Annotated in this window: 23 protein-coding genes and 1 tRNA gene; 17 read left to right on the top strand and 7 right to left on the bottom strand. The window is 56.0% G+C overall.

All coding sequences use genetic code 11. From position 1 onward, the window contains the following. The first annotated feature begins 20 nt into the window (after nt 1-20). The 3 genes from wrbA (at nt 21) to AC2FEB_RS01370 (ending at nt 2,082) form a co-directional block, all read left to right on the top strand. Nucleotides 21-644, top strand: a complete 624-nt coding sequence (gene wrbA, locus AC2FEB_RS01380) for an NAD(P)H:quinone oxidoreductase (protein WP_496670492.1) — start codon at nt 21-23, stop codon at nt 642-644. Nucleotides 645-702: 58 nt separating this feature from the next. Continuing rightward, nucleotides 703-1,599 (top strand): EamA family transporter, encoded by an 897-nt coding sequence (locus tag AC2FEB_RS01375; protein WP_496670494.1) that lies wholly within the window; start codon nt 703-705, stop codon nt 1,597-1,599. A gap of 234 nt (nt 1,600-1,833) precedes the next feature. Next, a complete protein-coding gene (locus AC2FEB_RS01370) occupies nt 1,834-2,082 on the top strand; it encodes a tyrosine-type recombinase/integrase (RefSeq protein ID WP_496883813.1) in 249 nt (82 codons plus the stop codon). A 55-nt stretch (nt 2,083-2,137) separates the two neighbouring features. Here AC2FEB_RS01370 and AC2FEB_RS01365 read toward each other — a convergent pair. Together AC2FEB_RS01365 and AC2FEB_RS01360 are read right to left on the bottom strand one after the other, a co-directional pair. Next, nucleotides 2,138-2,214: transfer RNA gene (locus AC2FEB_RS01365), tRNA-Pro, on the bottom strand. 117 nt (nt 2,215-2,331) lie between these two features. After that, nucleotides 2,332-3,447 carry a THUMP domain-containing class I SAM-dependent RNA methyltransferase gene (locus tag AC2FEB_RS01360; protein ID WP_117873110.1) on the bottom strand — a complete coding sequence of 372 codons (1,116 nt, stop codon included), beginning with the start codon at nt 3,445-3,447 and terminating at the stop codon, nt 2,332-2,334. Nucleotides 3,448-3,744: 297 nt separating this feature from the next. Here AC2FEB_RS01360 and AC2FEB_RS01355 point away from each other — a divergent pair, with 297 nt between their 5' ends. The 6 genes from AC2FEB_RS01355 to nqrF are packed head-to-tail and all read left to right on the top strand — an operon-like array spanning nt 3,745 to nt 9,605. Then, the gene (locus AC2FEB_RS01355) at nt 3,745-5,088 is read left to right on the top strand and encodes a Na(+)-translocating NADH-quinone reductase subunit A (protein WP_496670497.1); all 1,344 of its coding nucleotides are present in this window, start codon (nt 3,745-3,747) and stop codon (nt 5,086-5,088) included. Nucleotides 5,089-5,093: 5 nt separating this feature from the next. After that, on the top strand, nt 5,094-6,302 hold the full coding sequence (locus AC2FEB_RS01350; RefSeq protein WP_117873113.1) for an NADH:ubiquinone reductase (Na(+)-transporting) subunit B: 1,209 nt from the start codon (nt 5,094-5,096) through the stop codon (nt 6,300-6,302). Then, nucleotides 6,295-7,110 carry a Na(+)-translocating NADH-quinone reductase subunit C gene (locus tag AC2FEB_RS01345; protein WP_117873114.1) on the top strand — a complete coding sequence of 272 codons (816 nt, stop codon included), beginning with the start codon at nt 6,295-6,297 and terminating at the stop codon, nt 7,108-7,110. The genes AC2FEB_RS01350 and AC2FEB_RS01345 overlap by 8 nt, the downstream gene beginning before the upstream one ends. Continuing rightward, complete coding sequence (locus AC2FEB_RS01340; RefSeq protein ID WP_496670500.1) at nt 7,110-7,763, top strand: NADH:ubiquinone reductase (Na(+)-transporting) subunit D; 654 nt, start codon at nt 7,110-7,112, stop codon at nt 7,761-7,763. The genes AC2FEB_RS01345 and AC2FEB_RS01340 overlap by 1 nt, the downstream gene beginning before the upstream one ends. Next, nucleotides 7,763-8,371 (top strand): NADH:ubiquinone reductase (Na(+)-transporting) subunit E, encoded by a 609-nt coding sequence (gene nqrE, locus AC2FEB_RS01335; RefSeq protein ID WP_050603817.1) that lies wholly within the window; start codon nt 7,763-7,765, stop codon nt 8,369-8,371. Before AC2FEB_RS01340 ends, nqrE begins: the two co-directional genes overlap by 1 nt. 10 nt (nt 8,372-8,381) lie before the next feature. Then, a complete protein-coding gene (gene nqrF, locus AC2FEB_RS01330; protein WP_117873116.1) occupies nt 8,382-9,605 on the top strand; it encodes an NADH:ubiquinone reductase (Na(+)-transporting) subunit F in 1,224 nt (407 codons plus the stop codon). A 59-nt stretch (nt 9,606-9,664) separates the two neighbouring features. Here nqrF and AC2FEB_RS01325 read toward each other — a convergent pair whose 3' ends face one another. Beyond that, nucleotides 9,665-10,678, bottom strand: a complete 1,014-nt coding sequence (locus AC2FEB_RS01325) for an SDR family NAD(P)-dependent oxidoreductase (RefSeq protein WP_496670502.1) — start codon at nt 10,676-10,678, stop codon at nt 9,665-9,667. 184 nt (nt 10,679-10,862) lie between these two features. Here AC2FEB_RS01325 and AC2FEB_RS01320 point away from each other — a divergent pair, with 184 nt between their 5' ends. Next, nucleotides 10,863-11,627 (top strand): metallophosphoesterase family protein, encoded by a 765-nt coding sequence (locus tag AC2FEB_RS01320; RefSeq protein WP_496883812.1) that lies wholly within the window; start codon nt 10,863-10,865, stop codon nt 11,625-11,627. Nucleotides 11,628-11,638: 11 nt separating this feature from the next. On the opposite strand, the gene AC2FEB_RS01315 is transcribed toward AC2FEB_RS01320, so the two are convergent. Continuing rightward, entirely contained in the window at nt 11,639-12,163 is a 525-nt protein-coding gene (locus tag AC2FEB_RS01315) for a CBS domain-containing protein (RefSeq protein WP_496883811.1), read from the bottom strand. A gap of 123 nt (nt 12,164-12,286) precedes the next feature. On the opposite strand from AC2FEB_RS01315, the gene AC2FEB_RS01310 reads away from it, so the two are divergent. The 7 genes from AC2FEB_RS01310 to AC2FEB_RS01280 all read left to right on the top strand — a co-directional run bounded on the left by AC2FEB_RS01310 (nt 12,287) and on the right by AC2FEB_RS01280 (nt 19,742). Next, nucleotides 12,287-12,472, top strand: coding sequence for a hypothetical protein (locus tag AC2FEB_RS01310; protein ID WP_299897950.1), 186 nt, complete (start codon nt 12,287-12,289; stop codon nt 12,470-12,472). Between the two features lie 75 nt (nt 12,473-12,547). Beyond that, nucleotides 12,548-13,564 (top strand): FAD:protein FMN transferase, encoded by a 1,017-nt coding sequence (locus tag AC2FEB_RS01305; protein ID WP_496670975.1) that lies wholly within the window; start codon nt 12,548-12,550, stop codon nt 13,562-13,564. 15 nt (nt 13,565-13,579) lie between these two features. Then, nucleotides 13,580-13,816 (top strand): (Na+)-NQR maturation NqrM, encoded by a 237-nt coding sequence (gene nqrM / locus AC2FEB_RS01300; protein WP_170345281.1) that lies wholly within the window; start codon nt 13,580-13,582, stop codon nt 13,814-13,816. A 71-nt stretch (nt 13,817-13,887) separates the two neighbouring features. After that, nucleotides 13,888-15,558 carry a sulfatase-like hydrolase/transferase gene (locus tag AC2FEB_RS01295; RefSeq protein ID WP_496670507.1) on the top strand — a complete coding sequence of 557 codons (1,671 nt, stop codon included), beginning with the start codon at nt 13,888-13,890 and terminating at the stop codon, nt 15,556-15,558. A gap of 192 nt (nt 15,559-15,750) precedes the next feature. After that, on the top strand, nt 15,751-17,268 hold the full coding sequence (gene gpmI, locus AC2FEB_RS01290) for a 2,3-bisphosphoglycerate-independent phosphoglycerate mutase (protein WP_299897960.1): 1,518 nt from the start codon (nt 15,751-15,753) through the stop codon (nt 17,266-17,268). Beyond that, nucleotides 17,265-18,395, top strand: a complete 1,131-nt coding sequence (locus AC2FEB_RS01285) for a murein hydrolase activator EnvC family protein (RefSeq protein WP_496670510.1) — start codon at nt 17,265-17,267, stop codon at nt 18,393-18,395. The genes gpmI and AC2FEB_RS01285 overlap by 4 nt, the downstream gene beginning before the upstream one ends. A gap of 6 nt (nt 18,396-18,401) precedes the next feature. Beyond that, nucleotides 18,402-19,742, top strand: a complete 1,341-nt coding sequence (locus AC2FEB_RS01280; protein ID WP_496670512.1) for a S41 family peptidase — start codon at nt 18,402-18,404, stop codon at nt 19,740-19,742. Nucleotides 19,743-19,783: 41 nt separating this feature from the next. Here AC2FEB_RS01280 and AC2FEB_RS01275 read toward each other — a convergent pair whose 3' ends face one another. The 3 genes from AC2FEB_RS01275 to AC2FEB_RS01265 all read right to left on the bottom strand — a co-directional run bounded on the left by AC2FEB_RS01275 (nt 19,784) and on the right by AC2FEB_RS01265 (nt 22,522). Beyond that, complete coding sequence (locus AC2FEB_RS01275; RefSeq protein WP_496883810.1) at nt 19,784-21,310, bottom strand: MFS transporter; 1,527 nt, start codon at nt 21,308-21,310, stop codon at nt 19,784-19,786. Between the two features lie 79 nt (nt 21,311-21,389). Beyond that, nucleotides 21,390-21,749, bottom strand: a complete 360-nt coding sequence (locus tag AC2FEB_RS01270; protein ID WP_117873128.1) for a hypothetical protein — start codon at nt 21,747-21,749, stop codon at nt 21,390-21,392. Between the two features lie 11 nt (nt 21,750-21,760). Continuing rightward, nucleotides 21,761-22,522, bottom strand: coding sequence for a DUF6478 family protein (locus AC2FEB_RS01265; RefSeq protein ID WP_496670521.1), 762 nt, complete (start codon nt 22,520-22,522; stop codon nt 21,761-21,763). Between the last annotated feature and the right edge of the window lie 131 nt (nt 22,523-22,653).

Here is a 22,653-nt window from a genome sequence, read left to right as displayed (position 1 = left end):
ACAGCCCTGAGAGGTATCCTATGTCACGTATTCTCGTTCTCTACTATTCAAGCTATGGCCACGTCCGCACATTGGCCGATGCCGAAGCTGAAGGCGCCAGAAGTGTTCCCGGCACCGAAGTTGACGTTCGGCGTGTGCCCGAAACCGTCCCTGAAGAAGTCCGCCAGCAGGCCGGCTATGTCGATGATGATAATATTGTCGCCTTGCCGGCAGATCTGGAAAACTATGACGCAATAATTTTAGGAACACCGACCCGATTTGGCATGATGGCCGGTCAAATGAAGTCGTTCCTGGATCAGGCTGGGGGGCTTTGGGCCAGGAATGCTCTGGTTGGTAAAATCGGGGCGGTCTTTGCGTCTACGGGTTCGCAACATGGCGGGCACGAGGCAACCCTTCTGACAACACAAGTCCCGCTTCAACACTTTGGGATGCTGATTGCCGGAATGCCCTACACATTTGCTGGCCAAACTACATCAGAAGAAATCATTGGCGGCGCACCGTATGGTGCCGGAACGATCGCTGGTGCTGATGGTTCCCGCTCGCCTACCGAAACTGACCTGGCAGGAGCGCGGTTCCAGGGTGCTAATGTTGCAAGGATTGCAGCGTGCCTCGCTGGATCAAACCTTCAAGCGGAAGCAGCGTAACCCGCGCGCCTCTGACGTCTCACTCAAATTCTCAAACGCCTCAGCCGGGAGACATACAATGTCACGCTCAACCGATATTCTTCTCACCTCACTCGCCCCAGCGGTATGGGGAAGCACTTATCTGGTAACTACCGAAGCGCTCCCGGCTGGCTATCCGATTACCCTGGCTGCGTTACGAGCTCTGCCTGCTGGCTTGTTGTTGCTTGCAGTGACGCGCTGCGTTCCACCACGGGAATGGCTCGGCCGAACTTTCGTCTTAGGCAGTCTTAACTTTGCTCTGTTCTGGGTGCTCCTTTTCGTTGCTGCGTATAGGTTACCTGGTGGTGTTGCCGCCACCCTGGGATCGTTGCAAGCAATGATCGTGATTTTGATGGCGTGGGGATGGCTGGGAACCCCAATCCGACTTGGTGCACTTGGCGCCGCCGCGACTGGCGCAATGGGTGTTTCCCTGCTGCTGATCGGACCAGAAGCACAACTTGATTGGATCGGTATAGCAGCGGGTTTGGGAGGAGCCGCGTCAATGGCTGCTGGCACTGTTCTCAGCCGGAAATGGCAACCTCCGGTCTCGGCGCTTAGTTTCACAGCGTGGCAATTAACAGCCGGTGGTTTGATACTGCTGCCAGTCGCACTGTTTCTTGAGCCGCCTCTCCCTGCGCTCAGCGCGACAAATGCCGCTGGCCTTATTTGGCTTGGGTTGATCGGTGCTGCAGCAACCTATGCTCTTTGGTTTCGTGGCATAGCGCGCCTGGACCCCAGTGCAGTCTCGATGCTCGGCATGATGAGTCCTGTTACAGCTGTCGTGCTCGGCTGGGTATACTTGGGACAAACGCTTAGCCTCACTCAGTCTACAGGAGCAGCCATAGTTATTGGTTCTGTTGTGGTTGGCCAGAGCGTGAGTCGAAGGGACAATTCGGGTTTAAAAAAATGGAGACCAGCAACAGCTGGATCTGCTTGATGGGTTTGAGTTGCGAACAATGGGCCCGATCACGCAAGTGGGCGAGGAATGGCTCAGCGCCTCGCTCAAGCCCGTTCGCCAGATCCCTAGAATATCGAAGTCCTAGGTTTCCCCACGCATGATAAAGGGGATGCGTTCTGGCGCCGCAGTATCCGGACGGTCCAAACCTGCTCTAGTAATGGTCACATTGAAGCCGCTTTGTCCGATTATGTCGTTGAATGGGCAGGTGGACCTGTGAAGTCGAGTAAGAAGGGATTCAAGGCAGCAGCAGTCGCGGCGGGTCTGCCTGATGTGTCACCACATGTGCTGCGGCACACAGCTGCGGTTCATATGGCGGAGGCAGGCACTCCGATGGATGAGATCGCTCAGTTTTCGGTCATTCAGACTCTCGGATCACCGCGTCTGTTTATGCACGCTATAGCCCCGAGCATCTACGTAAAGCTGCCAATGCGTTGGAGTTCGACTAATGCTCAGATTCAATGAACCTCGGGTCACTGTCTTAAAAACAACAAAGGCGCCCTCAGGCGCCTTTTTTTATTGGTCGGAGTGAGAGGATTCGAACCTCCGACCCCTGCCTCCCGAAGACAGTGCTCTACCAGGCTGAGCTACACTCCGACCGTGGCGGGTGATCTATACGCGGTGCTGCTGATGCGCAAGAGGTTTTTGTAATGGGGACACCCGGATCACTCGGTCTCAAATCGAAAAGAATTTGGGCGGAACCCGATTTGGCAATCACGACAAGGGATCGGTTTTGTACAAGCGAATTTTGGTTCCTCCATGGTCCACTACCGGTCCTGGTGCCAGCAATGGCAGGCGTGTGGCCCGAGCAAGCCCGGGGGCGCTGGTGATTACGCCTACGCGCCAACCCCTGAACCGGTTCATCAGGGTTTTTCCCATGGCACCATAGACTGAACGCAAGCGTTTTTCGTCACCAATTCGCGCTCCATATGGCGGGTTGACAATGACCAGCCCCGCAGGACCCTCGGGTGGTTTGATGTCGCTGACGGAATGCTGTCGAAACCGTGTCCAAGCACCGACTTGTGCCCTTTCAGCATTGGCGGTCGCAGCATCAATTGCGCCGGTGTTGCGATCCGAGCCGTAGAAGGTAAGGGCACATTCTGCCGTATTCGTTTCCCTTCGCATCTTTTGCCACTGATCAGGATCAAAACCCGCCAATTCTTCGAATGCAAAACTACGGGAGCGGCCAGGACGCAGACCCAGAGCGATCTCGGCGGCCTCGATCACGAATGTGCCTGACCCGCACATCGGGTCCAGTACGGGTTCGTCGCCCGAGTAGCCGCACTCTCTCAGGAACATTGCGGCCATTGTTTCTCGCATCGGAGCCTTGGCAATGGCTTCCTTGTGGCCGCGCTTGTGCAATAGCTCGCCAGAACTGTCGACGGAAATCGTGCAAATGTCTTTCTCGATTCGGAGCAAGACCCGAAGCCCTGCGTCGGATGAAATCGGAGCGCCCAATGTTTCGGATATTGCCCGCTCGATCCTCTGACGCGCTGCACCCGCATGATAAATTCTGGATTTGCGGCTGGTGGCCTCCACCTTGATCGGCACGTCAGGACGCAAGACATCACCCCAAGGGAATTTGCGTGCACGTTTGTCCAATTGGGCAAGATGCACAGCGGGGAAACTGCCGAGTCGCACCAGAACCTTGTTGGCGCCTCGCAGCATCAGGTTGGCACGCCAGACCTCGGGCCACGACCCCCGGCATGACACGCCACCTGGTACGGTTCTGACCCCTGCGAATCCGTTCGATTGCGCCTCGTCACCGAGAGGTGCTTCAAGGCCTGGGGTGGCAACCAGAAAGATTTCCAAATCTGTGTCTTTTTCCATTCCGGTTGCTTACACTGGAACTTGGGTGGGCGCGACATACAATTGTATGCTTCGGATTCGGTAGGTTTGAACGGTAAATTGCAGGATTGTGTGGTTCATTCTTAACTTTTGGCGGTAACAGGTTTGCGTTTGTGAACTTCCCCGCGTAAAGGGTCCTTGATCGGAAATACGCCTGCGGATTTTGGACCGTTTTCGACGCTTTTGCGACGGAGGTTCGAGAAAACCGCGCTATTGCATGACCCCGAAAGGGCGTTGGCAGAGCTGGCGCAGAAAAGAGGCTTGGAAGAACGTAGCAACATGCAAACTTTCAAACTGAAAAAAGGGCTGGATCTGCCAGTGGCAGGCGCTCCTGACCAGACCATTCACCCGGGCCCGGAATACTCGACCGTAGGCGTCTTGGGCGGTGACTACATCGGCCTGAAACCCAAGATGCTTGTGCAGGAAGGCGACAGTGTTGCGCGTGGCGCGCCGCTGTTTTGTCACAAGGATGCACCTGACGCGATGATGGTCGCACCGGTCAGTGGCAGGGTCGTCGCGATCAACCGTGGTGCCCGTCGGGTGCTGCAAAGCGTTGTGATCGAAGTGTCCGACGTCAATGACGCTGGTATGGATTTCTCGGGCGTAGGGGATGCTGATAGCGCTGAAGGCGTGACCGCCAAACTGTGCGCTGCCGGTCTGTGGACGTCGTTCCGTACGCGGCCCTATTCAAAAATGCCGGAGCCCGGCGTCAAACCGGATGCAATTTTTGTCACCGCAATGGATAGTGATCCGCTGGCTGCGGATGTTGCCTTGATCCTTGCGGAGGCACCGGAAGCATTTGCTGCCGGGTTGGCCGCGGTCACCACGCTGACCGAGGGTAAAACCTATCTTTGCCAAAATGAAGGCGACGCAATACCCGGCACAGATGTCGCCGGTGTCGAAACTGCATCTTTCGAAGGCCCGCATCCATCAGGGCTGGCTGGAACGCATATTCACTTCCTCGAACCTCTTGCAGGTGACAAGCAGGTCTGGACCATCGGGTATCAGGACGTCATCGCCATTGGCCGCTTGATGCTGACCGGCCATCTGGATCCCAATATCGTGATTGCTTTGACGGGGCCCGGTGCGCGTCAACCGCGTTTGATCCGTACCGTGATGGGCGCATCAACTGACGATCTGACCCGCGACGAAGTCAATTTGGACGGCACACCTCGGATCATTTCGGGTTCGATCCTGTCGGGCCGACACGCTGATGGCCCGACAGCTTATCTGGGCCGGTTTGCACGTCAGATCAGCATTATCCGTGAAGACCCCGATCAAATCCCATTGGGCTGGATTCGTCCGATGCCGTCGAAATACTCGGTCCAGCCTGTATTGGGTTCTGCATTCGCCAAGAAGCTGTATGCGTTCACATCCAACCTGAACGGCGGTCGTCGCGCCATGGTTCCGACAGGTGTTTTCGAAGAACTGATGCCGCAGGACTATCTGCCCACTCAATTGCTGCGGGCACTGCTTGTAATGGATACGGACACGGCCCAGTCTCTGGGCGCGCTGGAGCTGGATGAAGAAGATCTCGGTCTTGTGGGCTTCGCCTGTCCTGCGAAATATGAATACGGGCTGGCGCTACGCGATTGCCTGGCCAAGATTGAAAAGGAGGGCTGATCCAAATGGGTTTGCGCAGCTTCTTCGATCGGATCGAGCCGAACTTTACCAAGGGCGGCAAGTACGAGAAGCTTTTTCCCATCTACGAGATGGTGGAAAGCTTTATCTACACTCCGAAAACTGTGACCACCGTTGCCCCTCATGCGCGGTCTTACGTGGATATGAAGCGGATCATGACCTACGTCGTGATCGCGACGATCCCCTGTATCTTATGGGGGATGTGGAACACCGGTTATCAGGCCAATTCAGCCATTGCTGAGCTTGGGTCGGACTCGGCTACCGGCTGGCGGATCGCGATTTTGCAGGTATTTGGCATTTCGCTGAACCCGGACAGCATTTTTGCCAATGTCATGCACGGGCTGATGTACTTCTTGCCGATATATATCGTCACGCTGGTGGCAGGCGGCATCTTCGAGGTCATTTTCGCGACCGTTCGCGGGCATGAGGTGAACGAAGGTTTCCTTGTTACATCAATGCTGTACACGCTGATCATGCCTGCAACCACGCCCCTTTGGCAGGTCGCATTGGGCATCATCTTCGGTGTTGTGATCGGCAAGGAAGTGTTCGGTGGAACGGGTAAGAACTTCCTCAACCCGGCATTGGTTGGACGGGCCTTTTTGTACTTTGCTTACCCCGCGCAGATGTCGGGCGATGCGGTTTGGACCCCGGTTGACGGGTTTTCGGGCGCAACGGCTCTGGCGGTATCGGCTGCTGACGGCGTGCAGGCCCTGGCTGCTGACGGCATCACGTGGTCGAGCGCGTTCTTCGGCCAAATCCAGGGCAGTTTTGGCGAGACATCGACACTGGCCTGCATGATCGGTCTGGCTTTCCTTCTGATGACCAAGATCGCCAACTACCGCCTGATTGTGGGCTGTCTGGCGGGCACCATCGGCTTTACCCTGCTGCTGAACCTGATCGGATCGGACACGAACCCGATGTTTGCGATGCCATGGTACTGGCATATCGTGTTGGGAGGTTACGCTTTCGGCCTGGCCTTTATGGTGACGGAACCGGTTTCGGCCAGCCACACCAATGTGGGTCGCTATGTCTACGGCGCGCTGATCGGTGTGATGGTCGTGATGATACGTGTGATCAATCCGGCTTTCCCCGAAGGCATGATGCTGGCAATCCTGTTCGGGAACGTTTTCGCACCGCTGATCGACTATTTCGTCGTGCAAGCCAACATCAAACGGAGGGCGCGTCGCCATGTCTGATACGCAATCCCACGAACCCAAGGGCGCATTGGCCAAGTTTCTGGCGGCATCGCCGGATTCAGTTGGCAAGACGATCTTCATCGCCGTTGCCGTCTGTCTGGTCGCCTCGATGGTAGTGTCCGCGGCCGCAGTCAGTCTGCGCCCGGTGCAAGAGGCCAACCGCCTGAAGGACAAACAGGTGAACGTTCTGCAAGTTGCGGGCGTGTTCGAGCCCGGCATCGACGTAACAGAGGCTTTTGCCGCGTTCGAACCACATGTGTTGGAACTGTCCACCGGTGCGTTCGTCGATGATCAGTTTGATCCGACCACGTTTGACGACATCGCCGCCGCCAGCGATCCAGAGCTGAGCGTCGCGCTGGACAACGACCCCGCCGGTATCGGACGCAAATCCAAGTACCGCGTTATATATCTGCTGCGCGATGACGCAGGTGAACTGGACAAGGTGATCCTGCCTCTGCACGGCTATGGTCTGTGGTCGACGCTCTATGGTTTTATCGCGCTTGAGAATAACGGCAACGATATCTACGGCCTGCAATTCTATCAGCATGGTGAAACACCGGGCCTTGGGGCCGAAGTGGACAACCCACGCTGGAAAGCATTGTGGAACGGTAAAAAGCTGCGCGACGAAGCAGGTGAATTGCAAATCACCGTTGCCAAATCGCAGCCCTCAGCCGGACCAGATTTCTATGTCGATGCGCTGGCGGGAGCCACGCTGACGTCGGTCGGTGTCGATAACCTTGTGAAATTCTGGATGGGCGATGCGGGCTATGGTCCCTTCCTGGCCAAACTGCAAGCAGGAGAGATTTGATGTCCCAGACCAAAAAAGAGATGCTGGTCGACCCGCTTGTCGACAACAACCCGATTACCTTGCAGGTGCTTGGTATCTGTTCGGCACTGGCGGTGACATCATCGCTGCAAGTGTCGTTCGTGATGGCGCTCGCGGTGACATTTGTGACATCTTTCTCGTCCTTCTTCATCTCATGCTTGCGAAACCAGATCCCGGGCTCGATCCGGATCATCGTGCAGATGGTCATCATTGCTTCGCTGGTTATTCTGGTGGATCAGGTCCTCAAGGCTTACGCCTTCGAGATTTCGAAAACACTGTCGGTTTTTGTCGGGCTGATCATCACCAACTGTATCGTGATGGGCCGCGCCGAGGCGTTTGCGATGAAGAATCCCCCGGTTGCGTCCTTCATAGACGGGATGGGCAACGGAATGGGCTATGGCCTGATCCTGCTGCTGGTCGGCTTCATTCGCGAGCTGTTTGGGGCAGGGTCGCTGTTCGGAATCACGATTCTGGAAACCGTCAACAACGGCGGCTGGTACGTGCCCAACGGCATGCTGCTGTTGCCGCCTTCGGCGTTCTTCATCATCGGTCTGATCATCTGGGCCTTCCGCACCTGGAAGCCGAGCCAGGTGGAAGAGCGTGAATACAAAATTCAGCAGGTAGAGGCCCACTGATGGAAGGTCTGATCTCACTGGCCGTAAAGGCCATCTTTGTCGAAAACCTTGCGCTCAGCTTTTTCCTTGGCATGTGCACTTTCATCGCCGTGTCCAAGAAAATATCAACGGCGCTGGGTCTGGGTATTTCGGTCATGGTTGTTCAGGCCATCACCGTACCTGCCAACAACCTGTTGCTGAACTATCTGCTCAAGCCGGGCGCGCTGGCCTGGGCAGGGTTCCCGGATGTGGACCTGACCTTCCTTGGCCTGATCTCCTATATCGGTGTGATTGCGGCGATGGTGCAGATACTTGAGATGGTTTTGGATAAGTACTTCCCACCGCTTTACAATGCGCTGGGGATCTTCCTGCCGCTGATCACAGTAAACTGCGCCATCCTTGGCGGGTCTCTGTTCATGGTGGAGCGTGACTACAACTTTGCCGAGGCGGCGACTTATGGCTTGTCTTCCGGTTTTGGCTGGGCGCTGGCAATTACGGCAATGGCCGGAGTTCGGGAAAAGCTGAAATATTCGGACATCCCCGATGGCCTGCAAGGTCTTGGTATTACCTTCATTACCGCAGGTCTGATGGCTATGGCCTTCATGTCCTTCTCAGGCGTGAAACTGTAAGGGGGCGTTGATGGAAACCTTTACCCTAGGCGTAGCTCTTTTCACCTTAATCGTTCTGGCATTGGTGGCCATCATCATGGCCGCCCGATCCAAGCTGGTTTCGACTGGCAACGTCAACATCACGATCAACGGCGAAAAGACCATTTCCGTTCCAGCAGGTGGCAAACTGCTACAGACACTGGCTGCCGAGAAGCTCTTTGTTCCTTCGGCCTGCGGTGGCGGCGGCACCTGTGCGCAATGTCGAGTGCGGGTGCATTCGGGGGGCGGGTCGATCCTGCCAACCGAGGAGAGCCATATCACGAAACGCGAAGCGTCGTGTGGTGATCGCCTGTCTTGTCAGGTTGCCGTCAAGCAGGACATGGACATCGAAGTTCCGGAAGAAGTTTTCGGCGTTAAGAAATGGGAATGTACCGTTCGTTCGAACGAGAACGTAGCGACCTTTATCAAAGCGCTGACCCTGGACCTTCCGGAAGGTGAGGATGTGAACTTCCGCGCTGGTGGCTACATCCAGATCGAAGCTCCGGCGCACCAGTTGAAATACACCGATTTCGACGTGGAAGAGGAATATCGTGAGGATTGGGATCGCTTCAATCTGTGGCAGTACGACTCGGTCGTTAATGAGCCGATCGAACGCGCCTATTCGATGGCCAACTATCCAGATGAAAAAGGCATGATCATGCTGAACGTCCGCGTCGCCTCGCCCCCTCCGGGCTCAGAGGGTATTCCGGCGGGTCAGATGTCGTCTTACATCTTCAACTTGAAACCGGGTGACAAGGTGACAATCTCGGGTCCGTTTGGTGAGTTCTTCGCCCGCGAAACCCAAAAAGAGATGGTGTTTATCGGCGGTGGCGCGGGCATGGCGCCGATGCGCAGCCACATCTTTGACCAGCTTAAGCGTTTGGAAAACCGTGATCGCAAGATCAGCTTCTGGTACGGTGCGCGGTCGAAGAAAGAGATGTTCTTTGTTGAAGATTTCGACCAATTGGCCGAAGAGTTCGACAATTTCGATTGGCACGTCGCCTTGTCGGACGCACAGCCCGAGGATGACTGGAAAGGCTATACTGGCTTCATCCATAACGTTCTGTTTGAAGAGTACCTCAAGAACCACCCAGCGCCCGAGGATTGCGAATACTACATGTGTGGTCCGCCAATCATGAACCAATCGGTCATCAACATGCTGCTGGATCTGGGCGTGGACCGTGAAGACATCATGCTCGACGATTTTGGTGGGTAAGAAACAAAGAAAAACCGGCGTTGAACACGCCGGTTTTTTCAATTGGCGGCTGGCCCGCGCTATTTTCCGTAATAGTCCCGATACCACGCGACGAATTGAGCGATACCGTCACTCAGCTCTGTCTGTGGACGATAGTTCGTCAGTCGTTGTAGCAGTCTGTTGTCAGCCCAAGTGGCGTAAACATCACCCAACTGCATCGGCATGAAATTCTTCACGGCTTTCTTTCCCACGGCCTGCTCGATGGCTTCGATGAAATCCATCAGACGCACTTTGTCTCCGTTGCCGATGTTTACGACGCGGTAGGGCGCGACGGGTGACAGGCTGTCACCGTCCACGATGTCATCACGACTGGCTGGCCGCACCGGAGGCACGTCGATCAGCAATCTGATCCCGCGCACAAGGTCTTCGACATGCGTGAAGTCCCGATACATGTCACCGTGATTGTAGATATCGATCGGGTGGCCATCCAGGATGGCGGCAACAAATTTGAAATACGCCAGATCGGGCCGCCCCCAAGTGCCGTACACAGTGAAGAACCGGAACATTGTCGTAGGTAAGTCCCACAGATGCGCGTAGGAATGCCCCATCGCCTCATTCGCCTTCTTTGTCGCGGAATAGATGGTCAGTTGGGTGTCGGCTTTTTCCGTCTCGGTGAACGGCATCTCTTCGTTGGCACCGTATATCGATGAGGTCGATGCCATCAAAAGATGTTCCACCTTATGCTGACGCGCAATTTCCATCACGTTGAAAGTTCCAACGACGTTTGATTCAATATAGCTGCGGGGGTGTTCCAAACTGTGTCTAACACCGGCTTGAGCCGCCAGATGAACAATGACATCCGGCTGAAATTCTTCGGCGACCTGCAACAGCCGATCATAGTTTTCCAACCGATCCTCGGTTGCCGTAAAGCCGGGTGTCTGAAGCAGAATTTGATTGCGACGCTGCTTCAGGACCACGTCATAATAATCCGTCATCCCGTCGTAGCCATGCACGCGGTACCCTTCCTCCAACAACAGTTTCGCCAGATGGAACCCGATGAACCCCGCAGAGCCCGTAATCAAAACCCGTTTCATAGAACCCTCAATACGCCCTGAATGACTATTGCTGATCAAAAGACTTTGTTCCTGGTATCGGGGCAAATACTTTTGACCACTTCGAAAGCCATATCGGACATCCCGACGTCATTGGTCAACTCTTTGCCGATTCAATCAGTTGTTCATTGCCGCCAATTGACGAGAAGGGTAGGGATCAACGTGCATGATTACGAACTGGATCAGACGGCGGTTCGACCGCGCACCGGGGCAGACAACGGATACAGTGCCTTGCGACATCGCTCCGGCTGCGAAAGTGACGGCCGTGGGCGATATTCATGGTCGTCTGGACTTGCTGCAGGCGTTGTTGCCCAGGCTGGACGATCAGTGCTCGCTGGTTTTTGTCGGCGACTACATCGATCGGGGGCCGTACAGCGCACAGGTGTTGCACCATCTGCGTCACCTGAGCGAGACGTCAGAAGGTCGTGTTCAATGTCTTCTTGGAAACCACGAAGAGATGCTATTGCGATTTCTGGATGTGCCGGAATGCAATGCCCGGCTCTGGTTTCAAAACGGGGGCGTGCAAACGCTGGCGTCTTTCGGGCTAAAACCGCCTGACAATACCAATGAAAACCAGCAGGTTCAAAAATTGGCGGATGACCTTCGCCTGAAGATGGGAGAAAGCCTGCTCAACTGGCTTGCCGATCGGCCCCTGACCTGGACCAGCGGCAACGTCACATTTGTTCATGCGGCCCTGGACCCCCGACAGCCGGTTGAGGTCCAGGAACCACAGATTTGCCTCTGGGGGCATCCCATGTTTCCCAGGCTCGCACGCAGCGATGGCCAATGGGTGGTGCATGGCCACACCATTGTAGACCTCCCCCGGGTAAAGAGCCGGGTGGTGTCTCTTGACACAGGAGCTTTCGCTTCGGGTCGTTTGACAGCCGCCGAGATCAACGCCGGCTGCGTTCGGTTCACCTCAACCGTTTGAACAATGGACGATTAACCGACGATCATTTGCTTCATGCGAAGGGCTTCGTATTCCAGCTCTTTCAGGCGGAAATGGACAACGTCTCCGATCGTGATAACGCCGCATAAAATACCGTCGCGCAGCACCGGCATATGGCGAAAACGGCCTTCGGTCATTGTTTTCAGGACTTCATTCAGCAGATCATCGGGTGTGCAGGTCTTTACGTCCTTGGTCATCAGGTCTTCGACCGATTGCGGCAGGGTCTGGCCGGGTGTATCTGCCATCCGCCGGACAATGTCCCGTTCTGACAAAATCCCCTGCAACACCCCGTTCTGATCCGTCACAAGTACAGCGCCGATCCGTTTTTCCTTCAGCGTGTTGACCACAGAATGAATGGTGTCGTTTGGGCGCACCGAAAAAACCGCGTCCCCTTTACCTTCAAGCAGCTTGGCCACAGTTGTCTGCGAGTGCGAAAGGTTCGATTCCGCTGACTGGCTGTACGTCGTCTTGTCAGCCTTGTCGCCGCGCGAGGGCGACTGGTAAGAGGTTGGAGCCATGGGCAATCTCCTTGTGGTTCTTGCAAAGTCTTTCCCTTTCACCTTAGCGCAGCTAAACGACCTGTATAGGGTGCAATTGCGCGGATCGGCAAATACGCGGGCCCGGAAAGGACGTTTAAGCTATTGAGTGAACTCTATCTTACTCCACCCATAGCGGCCTTGATCTTCTTTGCGGTTGTCGTATGCGGCCACAATTTTCGCATGGCGTGGAAACAACAGCCGCCGGGTTGGCAAAAACGTGCGTGGTTCTTTGGCGTGCCGGCGGGGGTCGGCCTGTTGGTGCTGGGATTCCTGCCGCTAAAGATGTGATCGCAGTTTGACTCTGGCCGGGGCCACTGGCATATGCCGGGCACAGAATTTCCCGGAGATCGACCGATGCGTCTTATGCCTGTACTGGCCGTTGCCACCCTCCTTTCCGGCTGTCTGTTCGACAAGGAACCCGAGGTGGTTCGTCTGTCGGGCGAAACAATGGGCACGACCTTCAATATTACCGCGATCGGTGAAGATATTGATGAGGCCGCATTGGCCGCCGCGGTCGAAGAGACGCTGGCCGAGGTCAACGCCAAGATGTCCAATTGGGATCCAAAGTCCGAGGTTTCTGTCTTTTCGGCTTCAACCAGCACAGCCCCGGTTCCGGTTTCAGACGAACTCGCGCTGGTCCTTTCGGCAGCCAATGACGTGCACGAAAAAACCGGTGGGACCTTTGACGTAACTCTGGGTCCGCTGATCGAACTTTGGGGCTTTGGCCCGCGCAAGCCCGAGGATCCGGTGCCATCGGATGCCGAAATCGAGGCCGCGTTAAGCGGCGTCGGGCAAGCCAGTTTGCTGACGCTCAACACCGAATCTGGCACTCTGTCAAAATCTGATCCGCAAGTGGGCATCAACCTGTCGGCGATTGCGAAGGGCTATGGCATCGATGCGGTTGCCGGCGCTTTGCAGGATGCCGGTATCGACGATTACCTTGTCGAGATCGGCGGTGATCTTGTCGCCAAGGGAAAGAATGAGCAGGGCGAAGCCTGGCGCATTGGCATCGAAAAGCCTGAAACGGGCACTCAGAGCATTCAATTGATCGTTTCCCTGGATGATCGTGGCATGGCCAGCTCGGGTGATTACAAGAATTTCTTCGAACAGGACGGTGTGCGTTATTCGCATATCATCGATCCGACCACGGGACGCCCGATCACACATCGCACGACCTCTGTCACGGTTCTGGCGGGAAACGCTATGTTGGCGGATGCCTGGGCAACGGCCATGCTGGCTTTGGGTCAGGAGAAGGGAATGGACATTGCGGAAAAGCATAAACTTGCCGTGTACTTCATTTCGCGGGATGTGACAGGCGGCGAAGATGCCTATATTACGTCGCACAGCACCGCGTTCAAAGACGCTTTGGGAACCAACTGACAAGCAGGGACCAAGATGAGCACTTTTATTCTGGCATTTATTCTGCTGGCACTTGTCATGGTCGGTATGTCTTTGGGTGTCATGCTGATGGGTAAGACCATCAAGGGCAGCTGTGGTGGCCTGAACGCGATCTCGGGCGCTGATAAGTGCGTTGTGTGCCAAAAAGATGTCGACCCGGACAGCCCGCTGCGCGACCAATTGCAATGCAAACGTGCCAGGAAGATGCTGGAACAAATGGAACAGCAGACCTGAAGCAAGTTTTTCTTCGCTCTGCGGGCGGAAATGGCTAACTAGGTCCCCATGACTTTCGGAGAGGCGTCGCGTTGGCCAAGGCAAAGAATATCCTGTTCATCATGTTCGACCAGCTGCGCTGGGATTATCTGAGTTGTTATGGGCATCCACATCTGCACACTCCGAATATCGATCGTCTGGCCGCGCGCGGTGTTCGCTTTGACCGCGCCTATATCCAGTCGCCGATTTGCGGCAGTTCACGTATGTCCACCTATACCGGACGATATGTGCATTCCCATGGTGCGTCATGGAACAACATCCCTCTGAAAGTGGGCGAGATCACGCTGGGCGACCACCTGCGCAAAACGGGAATGGATTGCTGGCTTGTTGGCAAGACACATATGGCCGCGGATGCCGAGGGGATGGCCCGTCTTGGGCTGGAGCCCGACAGCGTCATCGGTGCCCGCGTGGCGGAATGCGGGTTTGACGTGTTCGAACGCGATGACGGGTTGCGTGCCGAGGGTCCGGATGGGTTCTATGATCCGGACGGGGCAAAGAAATACAACCAATACCTTGCAGACAAGGGATACGAGAGCGACAACCCCTGGCATGACTTTGCCAATTCCGGTCTGGATGCTGATGGCAATGTTCTGTCAGGCTGGTTCCTGAAGAATTCATCCGAGCCTGCAAACATTGCGGAAGAGGACAGTGAAACTCCATATCTGACGACCCGTGGGATCGAGTTCATGGAAAGCCATGAAGGACCGTGGTGCTGTCACCTCAGTTATATCAAGCCACACTGGCCTTACGTTGTGCCAGAACCTTACGCTTCGATGTATGGACCAGAGCATGTTGTGCCCGTGGTCCGCTCTGAGGGCGAGCGAATGACTGCACACCCCGTCCTGAAGGCCTTTATGGACACCAAGGTCGGGCAGGCATTTTCGCGTCAGGATGTCCGCGAGGCGGTGATCCCAGCTTACATGGGGCTGATCAAACAAGCTGATGACCAGATGGGTCGCCTGTTCGACTGGATGGAGAAAACCGGGCGGATGGACGACACGATGATCGTGTTGACCTCAGACCATGGCGACTTTCTGGGCGACCACTGGATGGGTGAAAAGACGTTCTTCCACGATGCCTCAACCAAAGTGCCGCTGATTATTTATGATCCGTCACCTGAAGCAGACCTCACGCGCGGCACCACCTGCGACGCGCTGGTCGAGTCGATCGATCTGGCGCCAACGTTTCTGGAACAGGCAGGCGGTGAAAAAGCCGGTCATATTCTCGAGGGGTATTCTCTGCTGCCGATCCTGCATGGTCAGTCCGACAAAACGCCCCGAACGGTCGCAATCTGCGAGTACGACTATTCCGCGTCTCCGATCGCGCAGCGGCTGAACGCATCTGTTCGCGATGCGGTGATGTTCATGGTCGCGAATGAAAAGTGGAAGCTCATCCATTGCGAAGGTGGGTACAGGCCGATCCTGTTCGATCTGGAAAACGACCCGGATGAGCTGATCGATTTAGGTGACAGCGCGGACCATTCGGATGTTATCGCGCAGATGTATGATCACCTGTTCGCCTGGGCGCGGCGCACGTCTCAGCGCACTACCCGATCCGAACAGCAGTTGGTCGATATGCGGACGCGAAGTGGGGGTACAGGAATCATGATCGGTATTTACGACGAAAACGACACGCCGTTGGAACTGACGGTCAAGTATCGCGACCGCATGGCGCAGCCATACAAAAGCTACCTAAAAGATTAGTTTTGTCCGCGTTTTCATCGAACAAAACATGAGGCCCTTTAATCGAGTTGTTCAGGGGTTCGTTGTCTTCCAGCGGGAGATCTTGGGCACCCGGCGGCTTGATTAATTCTGCGCAAATTAACGCAAAGACGGTTCACCCCTTGCCAGCCAGACGGTAGAAGATGACCCAAGAGCAGTAATCGGAGAATTTCAATGTCCACCCCCAAACCAGTTGTACTGTGTATTCTTGATGGTTGGGGCCTGTCCGACGACAAGCAGGCGAATGCGCCTTTACTGGCGAACACTCCGACCTTTGACGCGATCATGGCCAAGTTCCCGCACGCCACGCTGGTAACGCACGGCCCTGATGTGGGTTTGCCCAACGGGCAGATGGGTAATTCCGAAGTAGGCCATACCAATATCGGCGCAGGTCGCGTTGTTGCCATGGATCTGGGTCAGATTGACCTGGCCATCGAAGACGGTTCATTTTTTGGCAATGAGGCCCTGCAGGCTTTTATTTCCAAGGTCAAAGCCTCCGGGGGGACGGCTCACCTTATGGGGTTGGTCTCGGACGGTGGTGTCCATGGGCATCTGAACCACATCATAGCTGCAACCAGGGCCATTACGGACGCCGGCGTTCCTGTCGCCCTTCATGCCGTTACCGACGGGCGCGATGTGGCCCCCAAATCTGCGCTGACCTATTTGTCCCGGTTGGAAGAGCGGCTGCCCGAGGGTGCCCGCGTTGTCACGGTGAGCGGTCGCTATTTCGCCATGGACCGCGACAATCGCTGGGAGCGGGTATCAGAAGCTTACGACGCGATGATCAACGGCAAGGGCAGGGCGGCCAACACCGCACATGGCGCCGTGGACCACGCCTACAACCAGTCGGAGTCTGACGAATTCATCACGCCAACCGTACTGGAAGGTTACGAAGGCGTCGTCGACGGAGATGGCTTCTTCTGTCTGAATTTCCGAGCAGATCGCGCTCGCGAAATTCTGCGCGCGATTGGTGAACCGGGCTTTGCAGAGTTCGAAACCGGGCCGCGGCCAAAACTGTCGGCGCTGCTGGGTATGGTGGATTATTCGGACGGTCACAACGCATACATGACCACGGTTTTTCCGAAACGGGCGATTGAGAACACGCTCGGGGAATGGGTGGCTAAGCAGGGATTACGTCAATTCCGGCTGGCTGAAACTGAAAAATACCCCCATGTAACCTTTTTCCTGAACGGGGGTAAGGAAACCCCGGAACAGGGTGAAGATCGCTGTATGCCCAAGTCACCTAAAGTCGCGACCTATGACTTGCAGCCCGAGATGTCCTCGGCTGAGGTCACAGCCAGGTTTGTCGAGGCGATTGAACAAGGATATGACCTGATCGTGACCAATTACGCCAACCCTGATATGGTCGGGCATACCGGCGATCTGCAAGCTGCGATCAAGGCATGTGAGGCTGTCGATACAGGGTTGGCACAGGTCGTTGCTGCCTTGGAAAAGGCAGGCGGTGCAATGATCATCACCGCCGACCACGGAAACTGTGAAGTGATGGTTGATCCGGCAACCGGTGGTGCACATACGGCGCACACGCTGAACCCAGTGCCCGTTGCGTTGGTTGGCGGACCTGAAGGGGCGCGATTGCGTCAAGGTCGATTGTCTGATCTGGCGCCGACGCTGCTTGACTTGATGAACCTGCCCAAACCGCCAGAAATGACCGGAGAAAGCCTATTGTCATGAGGCTGACCGCCCTTGCACTATTTTTGCTGTCAACCTTGCAGGCTCTGGCCCAGACTGACTCATCCGAGGCTGCACTTGAAGCCGCAGAGATGCTGGAACAGGCGTCTATCTCTCTGACTGAAGCCGAAGGTGCCCGGGATCGGGTGCGCGCGTTGACCGAAACGATACAGGCCTATGAGGCCGGGCTAAGCGCGATGCGGAATGGTCTGCGCAAAGCTGCGACGCGCGAAGCGCAACTGAGCGCGCAACTGAGGGTGCGCGAAAAGGATGTCAGGCAATTGCTTGGCGTTTTGCAGACCATTGAAACGACCGCCCCGCCGGTGCTGATGTTGCACCCTTCAGGCCCATTGGGCGCGGCGCGGGCCGGAATGATACTTTCTGAAGTCACGCCTGGTCTCAACGCAAAAGCGCAAGCGCTGGCACAGGACCTGAACGAAGTTCAGACACTGCGCCTTCTGCAGCAAAGCGCCTCGGAAACTCTGACAGAAGGACTGAGCGGTGTGCAAGAGGCCCGCACACGGTTGAGCGAAGCGATTGCCGACCGCACTGATTTGCCGCGTCGATTTGTTGAAGACCCGGTGCGCACGGCCATTCTGATATCATCCACCGAGACTCTGGATGGCTTCGCAAGCGGCCTGTCAGAAATCTCGGAAGGTGAGATCATGGAATCCGACGCTAGCGTCTTGGACCAGAAAGGGCAGATCGCTTTGCCAGTTCAAGGCGTCGTGCTTCGGAAGGCAGGTGAGCCGGACGCGACAGGGGTTACCCGCGCAGGTCTGGTTATCGGCACTCGTTCCCGTGCGCTTGTAACATCCCCAACCGCGGCCACGATCCGCTATCGCGGGCCATTGCTGGATCTGGGAAACCTGGTCATTCTGGAGCCGCAACCGGGCCTGTTGTTCGTGTTTTCGGGCTTGCAAGAGGTCTATGGTCACCCCGGGCAGGTGATCCCAAAAGGTACTCCGGTTGGTCTGATGCCGGGTGAAACGCCGGAAATCGGCGCAATATTGTCAACAAGCGGTGATGGCACTGGAACTGATCGCCCAGAAACGCTCTATATAGAGGTAAGAGAAGATAACAGCCCGGTGGACCCGGAAACGTGGTTTCGGACCGACAAGGATGGATAAACGAGTATGAAGAAATTTGTGATGGCCGGTTTGGCCGGAACGGTGGCAGGCATTCTTGCTACAACGCAGATCGCAGGCCCCCTGCTGGCGCAAGAGGCCGTGAACAAGGCCAGCGTCTATGAACAGCTTGACCTGTTCGGTGACATTTTCGAGCGCATCCGTGCACAATATGTCGAAGAGGTTGAGCCCGAAGAACTGATCGAGGCTGCAATCGATGGCATGCTGACCTCTCTTGATCCGCACTCCAGTTATCTTTCGCCCGATGATGCCGAACAGATGCGCGTGCAGACTCGGGGCGAGTTCGGTGGGCTAGGCATTGAGGTCACGCAGGAAGACGGTTTTGTCAAAGTTGTGTCTCCCATAGACGACACACCCGCTGACGAGGCCGGGATCGAAGCCGGCGATTTCATCACACATGTGGATGGAGAAAGCATTCTGGGCCTGACGCTGGACAAAGCGGTGGATCTGATGCGTGGTCCGGTCGGCTCAGAGATTGTCATTACCGTCGTGCGCGAAGGCGAGCCTGATCCATTCGATGTCACCATTATCCGTGACACGATCAAGCTGACCGCCGTTCGTGCGCGCACCGAAGGCACTAGCGTCGTCCTGCGCGTAACGACCTTCAATGATCAGACCTTCCCAAACCTGCAGGAAGGGTTGCGGGAACAGATCGAAGAAGCCGGTGGCATCGACAAGGTCAATGGTGTCGTATTGGACCTGCGCAACAACCCCGGCGGACTGTTGACACAGGCCATAAAAGTTTCGGATGCGTTCCTGAACGAAGGTGAAATCGTGTCGACCCGTGGACGGGACCCGGAAGAGGGTGAGCGGTTCAACGCTGCGCCCGGAGATCTGGCGGAAGGCAAACCCATTGTCGTGCTGATAAATGGCGGATCGGCTTCAGCGTCCGAAATCGTTGCCGGTGCCTTGCAGGATCATCGCCGCGCTATCGTCGTCGGCACCAAAAGCTTCGGCAAGGGGTCGGTTCAGACGGTGATGCCGCTGCGAGGTGATGGTGCGATGCGCCTGACCACGTCCCGGTATTACACCCCATCAGGGCGGTCGATTCAGGCTCTGGGTGTCAGCCCTGATATTATCGTGGAACAACCCCGCCCGGCGCCTGAACCGGAAGAGGAAGAAACCAACGCCCGTTCGCGGTCCGAGGCCGATCTGCGGGGCAGCCTCAACAATGACAGCCTGAGCGAAGATGAGATCCGCCAGATCGAAGAAGATCGCGCCAAGGCTGAGGCGACGGCTGAGTTGAGGGAAGAGGATTACCAGCTGGCCTATGCTATCGACATCCTGAAGGGGCTGTCGGCCTTCAACCCCAACGGGCCGTCACAGTAAACTGTAGGGGCTGCGCATGTCGCAGCCCTTTCTAAACGGCTTCAGCTTTCGATCCTGTGCAGTTTCTTTTCATCGAGAAGCAGCGCCAGAACGAGACCGACCGAGACCGATAAGGCTGAAAAGACGAAAGCCATACTCATCCCGCTGTCAAACGCTGCCGACAATGCCTGATGAACCGTCTCTGCTTCGCTGGATGACAACCGGCTAATAACCGCGTGGGCGGACGGCGTATCAAGTGTTCCGCCATTGATCGTCCGAAGCTCTGCTTCCGTCAACTTGATACCGGAAGCAACCACATACTGGCGAAGCTCAGACAGGCTGACGACGTACATAATGGCCGTGGCACACGCGACAGAAATTGCGCCATAAACCAGATGGGTCATAAAGCTCAGACCGCCGACCAGCCCAGCCCGTTCCGGCTTCACTGCACACATTGCAGCCGTGCCGGACGGTCCGACGGTCAGGGTTGCCCCCAGTCCGATCATCGCCATGCCGGGCAGGATACGAAAGTATCCCAGATCGCTGGGCATCACCACAATCGTCGCAGCCCCAATCGTGGCGATCAGGTACCCCCAAAACAGTAACCGCTTGGGGCCGAAATCATTGTAAAGCGTGCCTGAAACGACTGACCCCACCGCGAGCAACACGGTTAGCGGTGCCAACCCCAGTGCAGATTCAAACGTGGACCAGCCCAGCACCTTTTGCATGTATTGCGGGAAATACAGCAGCCCCACAAAAGCCGCGGACACGTTGAACATGTTCAGGCCAAGGGTGATGCGAAACTCGCGGTTTTGCATCATCTGCGGCAAAAGCAGTGGCTCTGTTACGCGTTGCTCGACTTTCGGGAACAGAATGAAAAGCGCAGCGCTGATGAAAAAGAGCATCAACAACGGTACGGACGTCCACCCCCAATCCGCGCCCACATCCAGACCGTAAAGCAGAATTAATACGGCAAAGGACAATACACCCATTCCGGCGAGGTCGAGATGCTCACCCTGTTTGTGATGGGTTTCCCGTTCCATCAGGATCAGCGCGGTGGCCATCGAAATGCAGGAAAAGACGACGTTGGCGAGGAAGAAGTACCGCCACTCCCCCAGGTTCACAGCCAGTCCGCTGATCATCGGGCCAAACACATTACCGGTCGTCACACCCGCCAGAATAAGCCCCATCACCAACGCCCGATGCTCAGGCTTCGCCACCTTGGTTGCCCCGAACGCCAGAGTGCAAGGCCAGACGCATCCCGCGCCAATACCTTGCAACGCACGTGCAACGATCAGGAAGTCAAGGCTAGGCGAAACAAAGCACATGACCGAGGAAAACAGAAAGATCGACAAGCCAAAAAGCATCATCCTGCGGTGGCCATACATGTCGCCAAGCCGCCCGCCTGCGACCATGGTCATGGCAAAAAACAACGCATAGATGTTCAGAACCCATTGGGTGCTGGTGATATCGGCGTCAAAGCCGTTTTCGATTGCAGGCACCAGCATGAGGGCACCGGTAAAATCGATACCGATGCCAAATCCTGTCACCATCAACGCGATGACTTTGACAATGCTGCTGCGGTCCATTGCTGGGCACGATCCGTTTCGAATGCAACCATGATGCACGGAATCGGTGAAAAGGATAGAAAAAACAGGCCAGAACGGATCAGTAGCCGTCCCGGCAGATACGACGAAATGCGCGTTTCAGCATATCCAGCTCTGCACGCAACAAATCTACTTCGGCCCTGAGATCATCTGCTGCAGGCTCACCCGAGATTACCGTGAAGTGTCCCAGTTTTTCAGCATTAGCTGCGTCTGCAATGACGAACGTGTGCACGCCTTCGGATAGGGCGGCAACAGGCACCTGTATGCGTAAATCCCATCCGTCTTCTGCGGGCGACAGGTCAACATTGTTAAGGGTTTCGCCCTGGTAGCTGACCTCCAGAATCGGCTCACTGCTGGCTTGAATATGGCCTTGCCAGCTTCCGTTTTCGAACCGAATGAAGGTTAACGTGGTTTGCGTCATGTCTGATCTTCTCACAAGTCGGCGCGATGAAAACGGCAAAACGTAAGATCCCGCACCACTATGCGGTTCATTTCGGGCATTTCAAAAATCAGGTCCAGCCAGATTTTTTCGATCCTGCGCTCATTCAGGGGGAGGTGCGCCAGATCAAAATCCACCGCATTCGACGCCTCAGTGGGATCAAGGCTTCGCAACACTTGCTCCATATTGGGCCCGTGCTGAATGTTGAGGCGCGCGAACACGCTCGATGGCTTTTCACACTCGATCAGGGTTTCCACCCTCACAAGGTGCTCGCGTGTGAGGTTAACTGCTGCATCCTCAGGTAATTCGACAGAAACTGACAGAAAGGATCCTTCAAAGCTGAAAACCTCGACCACGAGACTGAACGGGGCCAGATCCCTGCCTTCCCTGTTGCGGACCTGCCGCACGGCAATTTCAGAATGCGGGCAATCGTGGAACAGGCTGACCTGCCTATCCAGAACGGCCTTTCGCGGGGCCGAAGCCACACCCGGTTGCGTCAGGGGGCCACGCCAAAGGTCGGGGCGACAGCTCCAGTCCGTCCCGAGGGGCTTGGAAAACTGCGTGGACCCAACCTTTGGCCGGATAAGGCGGCTGTCCGCCTGCTGAATCAAATGATCAAGATGCCTGCGCAAACCGCGGGCCTGGTCTCGTTGCAACCGCAAATCTGCCTGCGTGGCATACGGGGCCTGGTGCGCGGCCTTGCGCCAACGCCCCATAATCTTGCGATGAATATAGCGATCCAGAATCCTGCTCATGGCCACGTCGTCCGATAATGCCCGTCGTTAGTCAAGGAGAAGAGCATGAACAAACCCGCAATAACAAAATTGCTATCGAAAGCCTGCGGTTTTCTGTTGGGGTCGGACCATAATTTGGATAGGCGCGACGT

This window comes from Ruegeria sp. YTSC106, assembly GCF_059609765.1.
This window is presented reverse-complemented; position numbering and strand designations above follow the sequence as displayed.

Excerpts from the sequence above, each read along its gene's own strand:
- AC2FEB_RS01345 (WP_117873114.1), top strand. The coding sequence starts at position 6,295 with ATGTCTGATACGCAATCCCACGAACCCAAGGGCGCATTGGCCAAGTTT.
- AC2FEB_RS01320 (WP_496883812.1), top strand. The coding sequence starts at position 10,863 with ATGATTACGAACTGGATCAGACGGCGGTTCGACCGCGCACCGGGGCAG.
- nqrE (WP_050603817.1), top strand. The coding sequence starts at position 7,763 with ATGGAAGGTCTGATCTCACTGGCCGTAAAGGCCATCTTTGTCGAAAAC.
- AC2FEB_RS01340 (WP_496670500.1), top strand. The coding sequence starts at position 7,110 with ATGTCCCAGACCAAAAAAGAGATGCTGGTCGACCCGCTTGTCGACAAC.
- AC2FEB_RS01375 (WP_496670494.1), top strand. The coding sequence starts at position 703 with ATGTCACGCTCAACCGATATTCTTCTCACCTCACTCGCCCCAGCGGTA.
- AC2FEB_RS01305 (WP_496670975.1), top strand. The coding sequence starts at position 12,548 with ATGCCTGTACTGGCCGTTGCCACCCTCCTTTCCGGCTGTCTGTTCGAC.
- nqrF (WP_117873116.1), top strand. The coding sequence starts at position 8,382 with ATGGAAACCTTTACCCTAGGCGTAGCTCTTTTCACCTTAATCGTTCTG.
- AC2FEB_RS01285 (WP_496670510.1), top strand. The coding sequence starts at position 17,265 with ATGAGGCTGACCGCCCTTGCACTATTTTTGCTGTCAACCTTGCAGGCT.
- AC2FEB_RS01360 (WP_117873110.1), bottom strand. The coding sequence starts at position 3,447 with ATGGAAAAAGACACAGATTTGGAAATCTTTCTGGTTGCCACCCCAGGC.
- wrbA (WP_496670492.1), top strand. The coding sequence starts at position 21 with ATGTCACGTATTCTCGTTCTCTACTATTCAAGCTATGGCCACGTCCGC.
- AC2FEB_RS01325 (WP_496670502.1), bottom strand. The coding sequence starts at position 10,678 with ATGAAACGGGTTTTGATTACGGGCTCTGCGGGGTTCATCGGGTTCCAT.
- gpmI (WP_299897960.1), top strand. The coding sequence starts at position 15,751 with ATGTCCACCCCCAAACCAGTTGTACTGTGTATTCTTGATGGTTGGGGC.
- nqrM (WP_170345281.1), top strand. The coding sequence starts at position 13,580 with ATGAGCACTTTTATTCTGGCATTTATTCTGCTGGCACTTGTCATGGTC.
- AC2FEB_RS01315 (WP_496883811.1), bottom strand. The coding sequence starts at position 12,163 with ATGGCTCCAACCTCTTACCAGTCGCCCTCGCGCGGCGACAAGGCTGAC.
- AC2FEB_RS01270 (WP_117873128.1), bottom strand. The coding sequence starts at position 21,749 with ATGACGCAAACCACGTTAACCTTCATTCGGTTCGAAAACGGAAGCTGG.
- AC2FEB_RS01265 (WP_496670521.1), bottom strand. The coding sequence starts at position 22,522 with ATGAGCAGGATTCTGGATCGCTATATTCATCGCAAGATTATGGGGCGT.
- AC2FEB_RS01275 (WP_496883810.1), bottom strand. The coding sequence starts at position 21,310 with ATGGACCGCAGCAGCATTGTCAAAGTCATCGCGTTGATGGTGACAGGA.
- AC2FEB_RS01350 (WP_117873113.1), top strand. The coding sequence starts at position 5,094 with ATGGGTTTGCGCAGCTTCTTCGATCGGATCGAGCCGAACTTTACCAAG.
- AC2FEB_RS01280 (WP_496670512.1), top strand. The coding sequence starts at position 18,402 with ATGAAGAAATTTGTGATGGCCGGTTTGGCCGGAACGGTGGCAGGCATT.
- AC2FEB_RS01355 (WP_496670497.1), top strand. The coding sequence starts at position 3,745 with ATGCAAACTTTCAAACTGAAAAAAGGGCTGGATCTGCCAGTGGCAGGC.